The 15,483-nt window shown below is 64.9% G+C and carries 12 protein-coding genes; 6 read left to right on the top strand and 6 right to left on the bottom strand.

The window, feature by feature from the left end; translation table 11 throughout:
* Positions 1–12: 12 nt before the first annotated feature.
* Positions 13–807: a L,D-transpeptidase gene (locus tag ACFFJ6_RS17555; RefSeq protein ID WP_378390137.1), complete on the bottom strand. Its 795-nt coding sequence runs from the start codon at positions 805–807 to the stop codon at positions 13–15.
* Positions 808–1,098: 291 nt separating this feature from the next.
* Between ACFFJ6_RS17555 and ACFFJ6_RS17550 the strand changes: the two genes are divergently transcribed.
* On the top strand, positions 1,099–1,884 hold the full coding sequence (locus ACFFJ6_RS17550; protein ID WP_378390135.1) for a protein phosphatase CheZ: 786 nt from the start codon (positions 1,099–1,101) through the stop codon (positions 1,882–1,884).
* Between the two features lie 93 nt (positions 1,885–1,977).
* On the opposite strand, the gene ACFFJ6_RS17545 is transcribed toward ACFFJ6_RS17550, so the two are convergent.
* Positions 1,978–3,186 carry an MFS transporter gene (locus tag ACFFJ6_RS17545; protein ID WP_378390133.1) on the bottom strand — a complete coding sequence of 403 codons (1,209 nt, stop codon included), beginning with the start codon at positions 3,184–3,186 and terminating at the stop codon, positions 1,978–1,980.
* A 41-nt stretch (positions 3,187–3,227) separates the two neighbouring features.
* On the bottom strand, positions 3,228–3,746 hold the full coding sequence (locus ACFFJ6_RS17540; RefSeq protein ID WP_378390131.1) for a hypothetical protein: 519 nt from the start codon (positions 3,744–3,746) through the stop codon (positions 3,228–3,230).
* 308 nt (positions 3,747–4,054) lie between these two features.
* On the opposite strand from ACFFJ6_RS17540, the gene groES reads away from it, so the two are divergent.
* The 4 genes from groES to ACFFJ6_RS17520 all read left to right on the top strand — a co-directional run bounded on the left by groES (position 4,055) and on the right by ACFFJ6_RS17520 (position 9,221).
* The gene (gene groES / locus ACFFJ6_RS17535) at positions 4,055–4,351 is read left to right on the top strand and encodes a co-chaperone GroES (RefSeq protein ID WP_011440733.1); all 297 of its coding nucleotides are present in this window, start codon (positions 4,055–4,057) and stop codon (positions 4,349–4,351) included.
* 32 nt (positions 4,352–4,383) lie between these two features.
* On the top strand, positions 4,384–6,030 hold the full coding sequence (groL, locus tag ACFFJ6_RS17530) for a chaperonin GroEL (protein ID WP_378390128.1): 1,647 nt from the start codon (positions 4,384–4,386) through the stop codon (positions 6,028–6,030).
* 390 nt (positions 6,031–6,420) lie between these two features.
* Positions 6,421–7,617 (top strand): hypothetical protein, encoded by a 1,197-nt coding sequence (locus tag ACFFJ6_RS17525; RefSeq protein ID WP_378390126.1) that lies wholly within the window; start codon positions 6,421–6,423, stop codon positions 7,615–7,617.
* A gap of 89 nt (positions 7,618–7,706) precedes the next feature.
* On the top strand, positions 7,707–9,221 hold the full coding sequence (locus ACFFJ6_RS17520) for a phytoene desaturase family protein (protein WP_378390124.1): 1,515 nt from the start codon (positions 7,707–7,709) through the stop codon (positions 9,219–9,221).
* A gap of 210 nt (positions 9,222–9,431) precedes the next feature.
* Here the strand turns inward: ACFFJ6_RS17520 and ACFFJ6_RS17515 are convergent, their stop codons facing one another.
* Positions 9,432–9,845, bottom strand: coding sequence for an META domain-containing protein (locus ACFFJ6_RS17515; protein ID WP_378390122.1), 414 nt, complete (start codon positions 9,843–9,845; stop codon positions 9,432–9,434).
* A gap of 136 nt (positions 9,846–9,981) precedes the next feature.
* Positions 9,982–11,646 carry an L-lactate permease gene (locus ACFFJ6_RS17510; protein WP_378390120.1) on the bottom strand — a complete coding sequence of 555 codons (1,665 nt, stop codon included), beginning with the start codon at positions 11,644–11,646 and terminating at the stop codon, positions 9,982–9,984.
* Positions 11,647–11,905: 259 nt separating this feature from the next.
* Between ACFFJ6_RS17510 and ACFFJ6_RS17505 the strand changes: the two genes are divergently transcribed.
* Complete coding sequence (locus tag ACFFJ6_RS17505) at positions 11,906–13,654, top strand: ABC transporter ATP-binding protein/permease (RefSeq protein WP_378390118.1); 1,749 nt, start codon at positions 11,906–11,908, stop codon at positions 13,652–13,654.
* A gap of 436 nt (positions 13,655–14,090) precedes the next feature.
* On the opposite strand, the gene ACFFJ6_RS17500 is transcribed toward ACFFJ6_RS17505, so the two are convergent.
* A complete protein-coding gene (locus ACFFJ6_RS17500) occupies positions 14,091–15,116 on the bottom strand; it encodes a TorF family putative porin (RefSeq protein ID WP_378390116.1) in 1,026 nt (341 codons plus the stop codon).
* Between the last annotated feature and the right edge of the window lie 367 nt (positions 15,117–15,483).

The following is a 15,483-nucleotide window of genomic DNA, read 5'->3' as shown; positions in this document are numbered from 1 at the left end:
ATCGGCTGGCGCTCAGATCACGACGACGCGCGCGCCGACATTGACGCGGCCGTAGAGGTCGATGACGTCCTCGTTGCGCATCCGGATGCAGCCCGACGACACGTTGGTGCCGATCGTCCACGGCTCGTTGGAGCCATGGATGCGATACAGCGACGAGCCCAGATACATCGCGCGGGCACCGAGCGGATTTTCCGGTCCGCCTTCCATGAAGCGCGGCAGATCGGGACGGCGCGCCAGCATTTCCTTGGGCGGTGTCCAGGACGGCCACTCGCGCTTGGCCGAGATGGTCTTGACGCCCGACCAGGTGAAGCCCGGCCGGCCGACGCCGATGCCGTAGCGCAGCGCGCGGCCGTCGCCCTGCACGAGATAGAGAAACTTGTTGGGCGTATCGACCACGATCGTGCCCGGCTTCTCCTCGCCGTGATACTCGACCACCTGCTTTTCGTATTTCGGATCGAACGCCGGACGCGCCGGATCGATCGCCTCGGGCTGCCGCATGCCCTGCATCTGTGGGTCCATCGGCGGCAGCGGCTGGCCGCGACGTCCCTGATAGTACGACTGCTCCGGCTCGTAATATTGCGGCCGCGCCGGCTGGTCGCCGTCACTGAACAGAAACTCGATGAAGCCGCCGCCCATGTTGCCGCGCTGGGCCGAGGCGGTGCGGACCGGCACCGGCTGCGGCACCTGCGGCGCTCCGTAGATCACGGTCGGGGCGGACGACTGCATCTCGTAGGCCGAGGCGATCGGCAGCCCGGCGACCAGGCATGACACACTGGTCAGCAAAGTAAGCGTGGTTTTCCTGAACATCGACGTACTCTGAACTGTTTCGTCGGAATGCGCCCAAAGGCGCCGGTGAACGCAACGGATCAGAAACCAAAACCGGATCGGTTTGGTAAACGAAAGCGCCGCAGGGATTCACCACGACGCGAAACAGCGCCAAACCTGCGGACAGCGTTTATTTTCAATAAATGCCGGCGAGCCATGGTTAACAGTGTGTATTTGCATTGCAAATCTCAACCAACTGTTAGTTCCAAGCAGCAACGCACCGTTAAAGAGATGGCACTACAAAGAAGTATTGCCTGAAAACGGGATGAGCCGATGTCAATCCAACGCAAGCGCTTCCGGATCGAAGAACTCACGCTCGGTAGCGCTCCGCCGCTTGCACCGATCGACTGTGACTCCGGTCCGACTCACCACGACATCATGTCGGAACTCCGCGCGATCCGCGCCCAGATCGTCGGTGGCGGCCAACCGATCATGGCCAGCGGCATCGGCACTCAGGAAATCGAAGCCTCCACGGCGGACGAAGTCGCCGAGGCGCGGGCCCTGCTGGCGCAGTATCGCGCCCAGATCGAACAGTGCGAAAAGCTGAAGGTCGAGCTCGACCTGATCCACAACGCGATCGACCAGACCAAGCGCGAGATCGCGGTGCTGCACACCAAGAGCTTCAGCGGCGAGGAGATGGCCAAGGTCAACGGCGAACTCGGCGCCGTGGTCGGCGGCACCGAGGAAGCGACCCAGCAGATCCTCGAAGCAGCCGAAGCGATCGATCAGGCAGCCACTGCGCTCGGCAAGGTGACGTCGGCCGACCAGCAGAAGGCGCTGAGCGAAGAAATTCAGGAGCGCGTGATCTCGATCTTCGAGGCCTGCAACTTCCAGGACCTCACCGGCCAGCGCATCAGCAAGGTGATGCAGACCATGAAGTTCATCGAGCACCACATCGTGGTGATGATGGACATCTGGGGCGGCGTCGACGCCATCAAGGCGCACGTGCCTCCGGTGGTCGATACCCGCGAAGGCGACGCCAAGCTGCTCAATGGCCCGCGCGCGCTGGGCGACGACGGCCACGCCTCGCAGGACGACATCGACGCGATGTTCAACTGATCCGTCGCAAGCGATCCGACGAATTCCGAGAGCCCCGGTTCTGATCACCAGAACCGGGGCTCTCGTGTTTTTTCTAGGGCGTCGGCAGCGCCGCTATCGCCGCTCAGCCAGCGGCGGCGCGTGGATCAGCAGGAAGCAGCCGACTCCGAGCAGCGCCGTCAGCATCCCGATCTCGATCACCGCCGCATCCGAAAATCGCTCCACCGCGGTGGCGACCACGAACGGCGCCGAGGCTTGTACGAACAGCGCCGGCCGCGCGATCCGGCCGATCACCCGGCCATAGCCCTCCGGCCCGAACATCAGCAGCGGCAGGCTGCCGCGCGCGATCGTCATCACGCCATTGGCCGCGCCGAACGCGATGCAGAACAGCGCCGCAACGGCGAACGACACCCCGACGAAGGCCAGCATCGCGAATGCCACCCCCATCAGCGCGATGGCGCCGCGCGCGATCCACAGCGGATGGATACGGCCGCCGAACAGAAAATCGATCAGCCGCGCCACGACCTGAGCCGGGCCGAACAGCGCGCCGACCATCACCGCGTCGGCGCCGCTCAGGCCGCCGCGCTCCAGCATCGCCAGCAGATTCGAGGTGACGCCGGACAAGATCAGCGCATGCAACGCGAAGCCCATCGCCAGCAGCAGGAACGGTCGCCCCTCCGGCCGCAGCGGCTGCTGCGGCAACGGATGCGGGTTCGACGAGACAGGCCCTTCGGACCGAGCCGGCACTCGAGGCAGGACGAATCCGTGCAGCGGCGCGACGACGAAGGCCAGCACGGCCGCGAACACCAGAAAGGTGCCTCGCCAGCCGACGTGCTCGAGCAGAAGATGCGTCGCCGGCCACCCGACCGTCGAGGCAAAACCGCCCGCGAACGTCACGAAGGTGATCTGTCGCCGCGCCGAGCTGCCGAACAGCCGGGCCAGCGTCGCGAACGCAGGGTCGTACAGGCTGGAAGCCATCGAGACGCCGAGCAGCGCCCAGCCGAGAAAGTACAGCGGCCAGGCATCGGTGGTCGCCAGCAGCGCCATGCCGAGCGCGCCGACCAGTGCGCCGGGCGCCATCACGACGTTGCCGCCGTGGCGATCGATCAGCCCGCCGACGATCGGCGACATGATTCCGGAGATTACCAGCGCCAGCGAAAAGCCGGCCATGCCGAACGCCAGCGTCCAGCCGCGATCCGCGACGAGGTGCGGCATCGTCAGCACGGGGGGATAGATCAGGATCCCCCAGCACAGGATCTGGGTAAACGCCAATACCACGACCGCACGTCCGGGTCCGGCCCAGAGGTGGCGCAGCGCAGTCATGACCTCATGGCGTCAGCCCGTCTCCGGCGGATGGTCAGCAATCAGGCGCGCGGGGAACAGCGCACATACACCATATTGCCGTAGCGGGTGGCGGCATCCTTGTCGAGGAACCGCGTCACCAGAACCCGGCCGTCGAACGAAACGATCTCGCGGTCCTGATCGCCGATCGGTCCGGCGGGGCCGATATAGTTCTTGCCCCCAGGCGAGCCCTTCAGCCGCAATTCCTGCGGCGTCGCCTGATCGGCCAGATGCATGATCACGCCGCCGGTCGCGCCGGCGCCGATCACGTAGGGATTCTTGCACTGCGACAAAGCAGCCTTTTCGGTCCGCGAGCGGTCCGCGGGGTTCTGATACGACGCAAGACCCCAGCGCCCGACGATCTCTTCGGAACGGATGGTTGCCGGAACTTCCGGCGGCGGCGCCGGCTCCGCGATTTCGGCCGGCTGCGAGCCACCGAATCCACCGAACCCGCCGAAGCTGCCGCACGCGCCCAGGCCGAGAGCCATCAGGGACGCCATCGCCAGATTCAGAGGCGCGCGTGCGTTGCTGGAACTGATCATAACTTCTCCCCGAGAGAACATCCCCATGCGCCCCTTCGCCACACAACCGCAAAATGCCGCGTCAGGCAATGCGTTCGGCGAAGATCCCGCGCAACGATTCAGCCGCCAGAATCTACCATCCACCTCACCAAGCTCTTAAGCACTGAAGACAGAGCCCTTAGCTTGACAGGAACTGCAGCAAGCCATATTCGGGACGGACAATTAGCACTCTCGCAGCACGATTGCCAACAACGCGGACTACTCTTGCCCCGCGTACCCACCCGGCATTCGAAGCCGAGCACCTCCAGCCCGCAGTACAGGATCTCCCCATGGCTAAGCTCAATTTTCGTCCACTCCATGACCGCGTCGTGGTGAAGCGCATCGACGCCGAAACCAAGACCAAGGGCGGCATCATCATTCCGGACTCCGCCAAGGAGAAGCCGCAGGAAGGCGAAGTGGTCGCCGTCGGCCCGGGCGGCCGCGACGAGGCCGGCAAGCTGATCCCGATCGACGTCAAGGCCGGCGACCGCGTGCTGTTCGGCAAGTGGTCGGGCACCGAGATCAAGCTGGACGGCCAGGAACTCCTGATCATGAAGGAGTCGGACATCATGGGCGTGGTCGGCTGATCACCCTTCACCAGACATCAGGAGAGACTTGAATGGCAGCCAAGGACGTCAAATTCGGTGGAGACGCGCGCGATCGGATGCTGCGCGGCGTCGACATCCTCGCCAACGCCGTGAAGGTCACGCTCGGCCCCAAGGGCCGCAATGTGCTGATCGAGAAGAGCTTCGGCGCCCCGCGCATCACCAAGGACGGCGTTACCGTCGCCAAGGAGATCGAGCTCGACGACAAGTTCGAGAACATGGGCGCGCAGATGCTGCGCGAGGTCGCCTCGAAGACCAACGACCTCGCCGGTGACGGCACCACCACCGCGACCGTGCTGGCCCAGGCGATCGTGCGCGAAGGCGCCAAGGCCGTCGCCGCCGGCATGAACCCGATGGATCTGCGCCGCGGCATCGAGATCGCGGTTCAGGCCGTGATCAAGGACATCCAGAAGCGCGCCAAGCCGGTCGCCTCCTCGGCCGAAGTCGCCCAGGTCGGCACCATCTCGGCCAACGGCGACGCGCCGATCGGCAAGATGATCGCCCAGGCGATGCAGAAGGTCGGCAACGAGGGCGTCATCACCGTCGAAGAGAACAAGTCGCTCGATACCGAAGTCGACATCGTCGAGGGCATGAAGTTCGACCGCGGCTACCTGTCGCCCTACTTCGTGACCAACGCCGAGAAGATGACCGTCGAGCTCGACGACGTCTACATCCTGCTGCACGAGAAGAAGGTCTCGGGCCTGCAGTCGATGCTGCCGGTGCTCGAAGCCGTGGTGCAGTCGGGCAAGCCGCTGCTGATCATCGCCGAGGACGTCGAGGGCGAAGCGCTCGCGACCCTGGTGGTGAACCGCCTGCGCGGCGGCCTCAAGGTCTCGGCCGTCAAGGCGCCGGGCTTCGGCGATCGTCGCAAGGCGATGCTCGAAGACATCGCGATCCTGACCGCCGGCCAGCTGATCACCGAAGAGCTCGGCATCAAGCTCGAGAGCGTCACGCTCAAGATGCTCGGCCGCGCCAAGAAGGTGGTGATCGACAAGGAGAACACCACCATCGTCGGCGGCGCCGGCAAGAAGCCGGACATCGAGGCCCGCGTCTCGCAGATCAAGGCGCAGATCGAGGAAACCACCTCGGACTACGACCGTGAGAAGCTGCAGGAGCGTCTGGCCAAGCTCGCGGGCGGCGTCGCGGTGATCCGCGTCGGCGGCGCGACCGAGGTCGAGGTCAAGGAAAAGAAGGACCGCGTCGAGGACGCGCTCAACGCGACCCGCGCCGCGGTGCAGGAAGGCATCGTCCCGGGCGGCGGCGTCGCCCTGCTGCGCGCCAAGAAGGCCGTCGGCCGCATCAGCAACGACAATGCCGACGTTCAGGCCGGCATCAACATCGTGCTGAAGGCGCTCGAAGCCCCGATCCGCCAGATCGCCGAGAACGCCGGCGTCGAAGGCTCGATCGTGGTCGGCAAGATCCTCGAGAACAAGTCGGAGACGTTCGGCTTCGATGCGCAGACCGAGGACTATGTCGACATGCTCGCCAAGGGCATCGTCGATCCCGCCAAGGTCGTGCGCACCGCGCTGCAGGACGCCTCGTCGGTCGCCTCGCTGCTGGTGACCACCGAAGCAATGGTCGCCGAGCTGCCGAAGGCCGACGCCCCGGCGATGCCGGCCGGCGGCGGTGGCATGGGCGGTATGGGCGGCATGGGTTTCTAAGCCCGCGCTTCTCTGACCGATAACGATCACGCAAGGCCGCCTCCGGGCGGCCTTGTTGTTTTTGGGGCCGATTGATGCCGCCGGATCGACACCCGGGCCGCCCCGCAAATTCCCCGTCATCGCCCGCGAAGGCGGGCGACCCAGTATCCCAGAGCAGCGGAAGTGAACACGAGCGCTCTGGGATACTGGATCACCGCATGCGCGGGGATGACGACTTTGATGTCGAACGGCCGCTACGGAACACCTCCAATGAGCCGCGGCCACTTCGTCCCTCGCCACGCCGCCATGTTCTTTGGCGAATGCCCGGCGATTTGCTACGCAGGCCTTGGTTCGGTCCACTTCGAATCAAACAAGGCTTCCAGCCCGACGAATCCTGCGAGGAATCACCCGATGCGCGCGCTCCTGTTCAGCCTGCTGATGCTGCTGCCTGCGACCGATTTGGCCCGTGCCCAGAGCAAGGCAGCGCCAAAAGCGGGGGCGCCGACGACCGAGACGCGCTATTTCACCGCGCTCGACGGCTTCATGGACGGCGCCGACGTCATCCTGAAGGAAACCCGCCAGGGCAGGGTGGTGACCTCGGCGGTGCTCGACGTTTGCTACGCGCCCGCCAAGGGTTCCGACCACAAGGATCGCTTCGTCGCCAATTTGCAGGCCAACGGCCCTGCCCTCACCGGGACCACCCAGACCACCAGCGACAAGGCCCCGGTGACGGTGAAACTCGCCCGGAAGCAGAACGGCGAAACCGTCGACTTCAAGGGCCAGATCAGCATCGGCACCACGGTTCACGAGATCGCCTCGAACGACAATTCGGATCTCTCGGAGAAGGAATATCTGGAGAACCAGTCGAGCGACGAAAGCATCGCGTCGGCGCCGAAGGATTTCACCGAGGTGTCCCCGGAGGCCGTCGGCATCCGGGTCAGCCTGGAATCCGCGGCGGACTTCCTGAAGACGCTGAAGGGCCAGAATCTCGAAGTGACCTTGTCGAGCCTCAGCGTCGGCTGCGACGCATTGCGCGCGGGCACGCTGGTGATCAACCTGACCACCGACCCGGCGCACGCCCCGGCACTGATCGCCAAGGCCAAGACCTTCCCCGGCGTGACCGCCGCGGGCTGGACCAACGGCATCATCCAGATGGACCGCACCATCCTGTTCCCGGCCGCCGGCTGGCGCGACGGCGACAAGCTGAACCGCGACAAAATCGCCACCACGGTTGCCGGCGTGCTGTCGCAGACACTCGGCGCCACGCTCGCCACCTCGGCTTGGAACGACAATACCGGCAAGCTGAAGCTGACCTTCAAGAAGCCCAGCACGCTGGTCCCCTCGCTGCAGCTCACCGAGACCATCGAGGTCGAGGCCATGGTCAGCGCCGACAAGCCGGGCACGACCGACAAGCTGCTGCTGTGGGTCGGTAACCCGACCGACACCACGGCGGACGAAAGCACCGGCCCGAAGCTGAACATTAATGACGATTCAACCGGCGACGAGGAAGCTGAGCCCCGCAGCGATGGCGGCGCGGTCGCGGCGCTGGCCAAGGAGCTGAAGGGCCAGCGCTGGGATTCCGAAAGCTCGACCTGGCAGTCGCCATAGCGGGCTCGGCCGCCCGCCCGGGCGGCCATTTGACATGCCGCCGCGTTGCAGCAATGAAGCGCCCTTCTCGGCGGCAGGAACTCGACTGAATGACGCGCACGGACGTAGTGGTGATTGGCGCCGGCCTCGGCGGGCTGACGGCAGGCGCGATCCTTGCCCATGACGGGCGCCGCGTGGTGGTGATCGAGCGCAGCAATTCGGTGGGCGGCGCCGCCTCGAGCTACAAGGTCGGCGACCTGTTCGTCGAAGGCTCGCTGCATCTCACCGGCGACCCGCATCACCCGCAGGATCCCAAACACGCCGCACTGACGCGTGCCGGCGCGCTCGACGGCGTCCAGTGGATTCCGGCCGGCGCGCTGTACGAGATTCGCGGCGGTCCGCTCGGCACCCCGTTTGTGCTGCCCGACAGTTTGGATGGCGCGCGCGCCGCGCTGACCTCGCGTTTCCCGGATGCGGCCGCCGCGATCGACCGCTTCCTCAGCGAGATGCAGCGGCTGGCGAGCGCCGCTGGCGACGGTGGACTCGATGCGGTGTTCGCGCTGTCGCCGGAGTTTTCCGACTGGTCGGTATCGCTAGCCGACAAGCTGCAGGCGCTGTTCGGCGATAATGAAGCGCTGAAATGCGCGATCGCCGGCAATCTCTCTTACGTCCACGACGACACGTCCCAGCAATGGTGGGTCCCGTTCGCGATCATGCAGGGCGGCTTCCTGCTCGCCGGCGCGCGCTTCGTGCAGGGCGGATCGCAGCGGCTGTCGAGCGCGATCGCGCGCTCGATCCGCAAGGCCGGCGGCGATGTGCTGCTTCGCCGTTTCGTCAGCGGCATCGAGATCGGCGAGGACGGCGCGGCGAGCCGCATTACCCACACGGCGCGCGACGGCGGCGATCCGCAGACCATCGAGGCGACCACCGTCATCGGCAACGCCGCGCCGGCGACGCTGGCGGCGATGATGCCGGAGGCGCAGGCCGCGCGACTGACCGACAGCTACGCGGATCGTCCGCTCGGGCTCTCGCTGTTCGCGTTGACGCTCGGGCTCTCGGCCCCGCCGCGCGAATTTGGCGTCAGCAGCTTCGTTACGCAGTTGCTGCCGGACTGGATGCGCACACTCGCGTCCTACGCGGAGGGCAAAGCCCTGATGGCGAACGAGCCCGGCGACCGGATGCCGCCGCTGGCGCTCGCCGACTACGCGGCGATCGACTCCGGCGTGCCGGCGCCGCCCTACGTCCTATCGGTGGTCGGCCCCGACCGGCTCGCGAACTGGAGCGGCCTGTCGCAGGATGACTACCGCGCCAAGCGTGCACGCTGGCAGCAGGCGATCATCCACAATCTCGATCGTCTCTATCCGGGCCTCGCCGGCGCCGTCACGGCGAGTTCGTTCAACGTCGCGATGTCGGTGCAGCAATATCTCGGCGCGCCGGAAGGCTCGGTCTATGGCTTCGCGCCACTGCCACCGGACGGCAGCGGCAAGCCCTATCGCACGCCGCGCACCGTGCTGCCCGGCCTCTACCTCGCCTCATCCTACTCAGGCATCGGCGGCCATAGCGGCGCGATTCAGTCGGCTGCGCTGTGCGCCGATTTGATCTTAGGTGACCACGCGGCTGATTAGCAGCCGCGACTGGCACCAACCTCAAACCCGTCATCCCGGGGCGCGCGCAGCGCGAGCCCGGAATGACAACGATGACTAGTTGTTCTGGAAAAAGACTCTCCACTCTCGTCATTGCGAGGAGCGAAGCGACCAGCAATCCAGCCTGGTGCACGGCGCCGCTGGATTGCTTCGCTTCACTCGCAATGACGGGGAGAGGTTCTGCTGGTCTGACTAGTTGGTATTCAGCCGAAACCGCAGCGTCTCGCCGCCCGAGAGCGTGAGGTAATCGCCCTGCCGCGTCCATGTCGTCGCGGCCGACAGTGCCGCGACCAGTGCGTCATCGGCCTGGGCGCGGTCGGGCGGGCAGGCCCGGTTGTCGATCGAGCCCGGCACGAAGATCACGGTATTTCCGGCCACCGAGAACTGCCCGGTACCGCCCTTGCACCACAGTTCGACCCGCGCCTCACCCTTGTCGTCGATCTCGATGTTCGGAATGCGCTTCGAGCCCGGCTTCGGCGCTGCTTCGAGCGTCATCTCCAGACCGAACGGAAACTCGCCGGCGGGCTGCGCCCGCAGCATCCCGGTCGATCCGGCGACGAATGCCGCGGCTAGTGCAATGGATGTCAGCAGTGAAGTCGAACGCATTTTGCCTCGCGTGCTGTGGTGATGTCTCGTCTGTATCCCGCGCGCGGCCGGCTTGACCAGACCGACGACGACCGTCCTGAAACGCCAAACCCCGCGGCTCGCGCCGCGGGGTTTGCAATTTCACCGTCCCGGATGGCTATTTCAGGACCATCGCGGTGAACGGATAGACGTAGGCCTGCAGCATCACCAGCACGCCGACCAGGCAGGCCAGCGTGATCGAATGCAGGAACACGTAGCGCAGGATCGAGCCTTCGTGGCCGTACCAATTGGTCGCGGTCGAGGCCACCACGATCGATTGCGCATCGATCATCTTGCCCATCACGCCGCCCGACGAATTGGCGGCGCTCATCAGGATCGGCGACAGGCCGAGCTGTTCGGAGGTGATCTTCTGCAGATTGCCGAACAGCACGTTCGAGGCCGTGTCCGATCCGGTCAGCGCCACGCCGAGCCAGCCGAGCAGCGTGCCGAAGAACGGATACAGCACGCCGGTCGCCGCGAAGGCGAGACCGAGCGTCGCGTCGACGCCGGACAGCCGGGTCAGCGTGCCGATCGCCAGCATCGCCGAGATGGTGATCAGCGAGATCGCGCACAGCCGGATGGTGCGGCCGTATTCGACGACCATCTTGGCCGGCGAGATCCCCATCAGCACGCCCGAGATCAGCGCCGCCAGCAACATGCCGGTGCCGGTGAACGACAGATAGGTGAAGCTGAACACCGCGCCCTCCGGCGTCGGCTTGGCAGCGACCGGCGGAACTTTGTAGATCATCTTGTCGAGCTCAGGCACCGGGTAGTTCCAGATGAAGATCGAGTTCGCCCAGCTCTTGAACAGGCCGGTGCCCCAGATCAGCATCACCAGACAAACGATGATCCAAGGCAGCAGCGCGCCCCACAGTTGCGCCTGACTCAGCTTGGCGGTGTCCATCGGCTTCGGCGGCTTCATGGTCGCGGCCGACTCGTCGTTGCCGCGCAGCTTCGGCGACAACCACAGCTCCTTCGGCTGCCACACCTTCAGGAACAGGATCAGACAGCCCATCGAGATCAGCGAGGCGCCGATGTCGACGATCCACGGATTGATGTAGTTCGAGATCACGAATTGCGGGACCGCGAAGCCAACGCCGGTCACCAGAATGGCCGGCCAGATCTGGATCATGCCGCGGAAACCCGCGAACGCCCAGATCAGCCAGAACGGCACCAGCAGCGAGAAGAACGGCAATTGCCGGCCGACCATCGCACCGAGCGTGTAGGGATCGAGGCCGGTCACCGAGGCGAGGCCCTGGATCGGGGTGCCGAGCGCGCCGTAAGCCACCGGCGCGGTGTTGGCGATCAGCGACAGGCCTGAGGCGGCGAGCGGCGAGAAGCCAAGCCCGATCAGGATCGCGGCGGTGATCGCCACCGGCGTGCCGAAGCCCGAGGCGCCCTCGAAGAACGCGCCGAACGCGAAGGCGATCAGCAGCAGCTGCAGCCGGCGATCGGTGGTGACACCGCCGATCGCCCGTTGCAGTAATTCGAACCGGCCGGTCTCGACCGTGATGCGATAGAGGAAGATGACGTTGAGGACGATCCAGCCGATCGGGAAGAAGCCGGTGACCACGCCAAGCAGCGACGCGCGAACCGACATGTTGGCCGGCATGGTGAACACGAAGATCGCGATCAGATTGGCCAGGATCAGCGCGATGATGGCGGCGAGGTGTGCCTTCACTTTGCCACTGGCGATCAGCACCAGCAGCGTAACCACCGGGATCGCCGCCGCCAAGGTCGACAGCGTCGCGCTTCCCAGCGGATCATAGATTTGATTCCACATCCGAATTCCTCCCTTCGAGATTGAGCGGCCGGCTTTTGGCTGCCGGTATTCGAGAAGGGAGTGCGTCGCGCGCGGGACAGTGAGCGGCAGCTAACGGACGCTCACAACCTCGCGAAATCGGCCAGCCACCATCCCCCACCTTTGGCTTCATGCTAGGGTGCGACAAGAGGGCGCGACAAGCCGTTGTAGTTCGTTTTACCTACAACTTTCGTCTAGCGCGTCTCCGCTCGGAGGCGCCGCATCCGGAGAACCCCATCCTGTGACCAATATCCGATCCACCCTCGCCACCGTCTGGCGGATCGCTGCTCCCTACTTCAAATCCGAAGACAAACGCATGGGATGGACGCTGCTGACGGCGGTGGTGGTCATCGAACTCGCGGTCGTCGGTCTTTCGGTGCTGTTCAATCGCTGGAACAACGTCTTCTACAACGCGCTGCAGGAGCGGAACTTCGACGTCTTCGTCTATCAGCTCAGCTACTTCTGCGTGCTGGCGGCGATCTGGATCGCGCTGAAAGTGTATCAGCTGTATCTCAACCAGTGGCTGCAGATCCGCTGGCGGCGCTGGATGACCGAACGCTATCTCGGCGATTGGCTGCACGATGCCAACCACTACAAGATGCAACTGCTCGGCGACGCCGCCGACAACCCCGACCAGCGTATCGCCGAAGATACCCAGCTGTTTGTCGAGCGCACGCTGGCGCTGGGCGTGGGCCTGCTGAACGCCGTCGTCACCCTCGCCTCCTTCGTGGTGATCCTGTGGGGTCTGTCCGACGAAGCGCCGCTGCACGTGTTCGGCCGCGACATTCCGATCCCCGGCTATCTGGTGTGGGGCGCGCTGATCTATGCGATCCTCGGCACCGCCTTGACGCACTGGATCGGCTCGCCGCTGGCTGACCTGAACTTCCGCCAGCAGCGGTTCGAAGCGGATTTCCGGTTCAATCTGGTGCGTGCGCGCGAGAATGCCGAGCAGATCGCGCTGCTGCGCGGCGAGCCGGCCGAGCGTGGCAAGCTGGCGTCGCGCTTCGGGCTAGTTGCCGAGAACTTCATGCGGATCATGAGTCGGACCAAGAAGCTGACGGCGTTCACCGCCAGCTACTCGCAGGCCTCGATCATCTTCCCCTACATCCTGGTCGCGCCGGCCTATTTCGCCGGCAAGGTCCAACTCGGGGGCCTGATGCAGACCGCATCGGCCTTCAGCAGCGTGCAGGACTCGCTGTCGTTCTTCATCACTGCGTATCGCACGCTGGCCGAATGGCAGTCGGTGGTTGCCCGTCTCGATGGCTTTGAGGTCGCGATCCACAACGCCAACACGCTGCGCAGCAATCCCGGCGTGGCGCGCAAGACGACCACCGGCAACGCCATCGATCTCGACGACCTGAAGCTGAGCCTGCCGGCCGGGCAGCCCTTGATCGCCGCCGACGACTTCAGCATCAGCGGCAAGGAACGCACCCTGATCGCCGGCCCCTCAGGCTCCGGCAAATCGACGCTGTTCCGCGCTATCGCAGGGATCTGGCCGTTCGGCTCCGGCTCGATCGCGATCCCGGCCGATGCCACGCTGATGATGCTGCCGCAGCGGCCATACTTCCCGGTCGGCGAACTGCAGGCCGCGATCGTCTACCCCTCGGAGGCGGACGCGTTCAGTCCCGCGCAGGTCAGCGAAGTGCTGAAGGAAGTGGGCCTGCCGGCGCTCGCCGATCGACTCGCCGAACACGGCCATTGGAATAGAACGCTTTCGCTCGGCGAACAGCAGCGCCTCGGTATCGCGCGGGCGCTGCTACACGCGCCGCAATACCTGTTCCTCGACGAAGCGACCGCCTCGCTCGATGAGCCCTCCGAAGCCGCGCTGTATCGCCTGCTCGACCGCAAGCTGCCCGACACCACGATCGTGTCGATCGGCCATCGTTCGACGCTGGACGCCTTCCATCAACGTGATGCCGTGCTGACCCGCGCGGGCGAGATCTTTACGCTGCAGGACAAGGTGCAAAGCGCGGCGCCGGCAGGCGGCTGAGCGGGAAGGCAGGCGGACAGCGCGCAGCCACAGTATCCAAAGCTGGCCGTGCCAAATTGGCGCCCGGCCAGCGATTGCGATATTTGCGGCCAGCTAGCGCGCGGCCAGACCATCGAAAACGTGCCGAGCGATTCCACGATGGGGATCGCGCGGCCGCGCCGTTACGTTATTGGTCATCACCCGCGAAAGCGGGTGGCCCAGGAGCGCAGAGCGCGTGTTGCGGCGCCCGGGCCGGTCAACGGAGGCCCTGGACTGTAGCGCCGTTCGAGCCCGGCGATGACCCGTTGAGGCGCGCAGGCTCATCTCTCAACTCGACCACGACGTGATCGTCCGTGGTGCAGGCCTGTCCGGCAACCTTCGGCCACCGCAGGCGCGGCACAAACGAAAAGGGCGGCAGATCGCTCTGCCGCCCTTGCGCCCCAGATTTGGGAAAGGCTTACTTCAGATTGCTCTGCAGCGTCACGTCAGCCGAGAGCTTGGCGATGAAGGTCGCACCGCACCACTTGGAGCCGACGCCAGTCGGATTGATCGGCGAGAAGCTGTTGCTTGCAGTCGCGGTGAAGTCGCTGGTGAAAGCGTTGCAATCAGCCTTCGACAGATCTGTGTCGGAGTAGCGCAGGTCGAGAGTAAACACCTTGTAGGTGAAGCCGACGCCGATGTTCCAGGTGTTGTAGTCCTTGTACTTAATGCCGTTCGGGAACGGTCCGCCGCCGGTCGGGCTGGCGGCAGCGGTGCCGTAGAACGAGTCGGAGGTGCCGAGCCACTGACGGCCGAACTCACCCGACACATACATGCCGACGCCGCTCGGACCAAAGCCGGTGCTCGGCGCGGTGAACTTGCCGGTGACCGACGCGTAGTTGCCCCAGGCGCCGCTGTTCAGGTAGCTCGGGGTGTAATATTCATTAGCTCCGATCGTGAACATGTCGTTCACGGTGTAGGCCACCTTGGCGTAACCTTCGTAGAAGCTGACGTCCTTCTTGAGCACGTTACCGTTGAGCAGCCCGTTGGCCTGACACTCGGCGCTCAGCAAATTGCCGGCGGAATCGGTCACGGCGCCGTTGCCATACTGGCAGGTGCCGCCCGGATACAGGTAGCCCCAGACGCCGAAGTCGAACGCGAAGGCGCCGAAGGTCGGGCGGATACCGCCGTAGATGTCAACTTCGGCGGCGGCGCGGTTCGGGAAAGAGATGCTCTCGAAGGAGCTACCGACGTAGAGCTGCAGGTCCTTGGTGACGTTGTAGCGCGGCTCGAAATAAGCGGTCACCGACGGCTTGTGGTTCGACTGGGTGATGCCGCGGAACACATAGTCGCTCATGATGGCGGCGCCGAAGGCGACATCCCAGGGGTCGAACGCGACGACCGGCGGAGCCTTGGTGTAAACCTTCGCAGCCAGATCGGCGGCCGACGCCGACGAGACACCCACAGCAAGGATGGCCGCGGCCGACAGAATTGCTTTCTTCATGATGATCCCCATCGCTTTAAAGCCAGCCCGACCAGAGTCCAAGAAAAGACACGATATCGACCTGCTCAGTAACTCCCGCACAATCTGCGGCGGCCGCACGGAACCGTGAAGCAAAAAACACATGCAGCTGCCGATTTTTTGAGCAATTTCGTCCACCTCAGCGCGAGTAGTTGGACGGTGTGGCAATTTAACAACTAATTTGAGAGCCGTTCCGATCTGAAACTTAGACGTTTACTCGCCGGGGCAACACTTTCGACGAATAGTCTCTGCGTTGCTCGCTGGCACCTGCAGCTGCAGGCCGAATCGCCGGAGGGAAATGTTCTCCGATTGAGCGCCCCTTCCGTCGCGCCACGGGACTGGACAGCAA

The organism is Rhodopseudomonas telluris, from assembly GCF_042432815.1.
GTDB lineage: Bacteria > Pseudomonadota > Alphaproteobacteria > Rhizobiales > Xanthobacteraceae > Rhodopseudomonas > Rhodopseudomonas telluris.
This window is presented reverse-complemented; position numbering and strand designations above follow the sequence as displayed.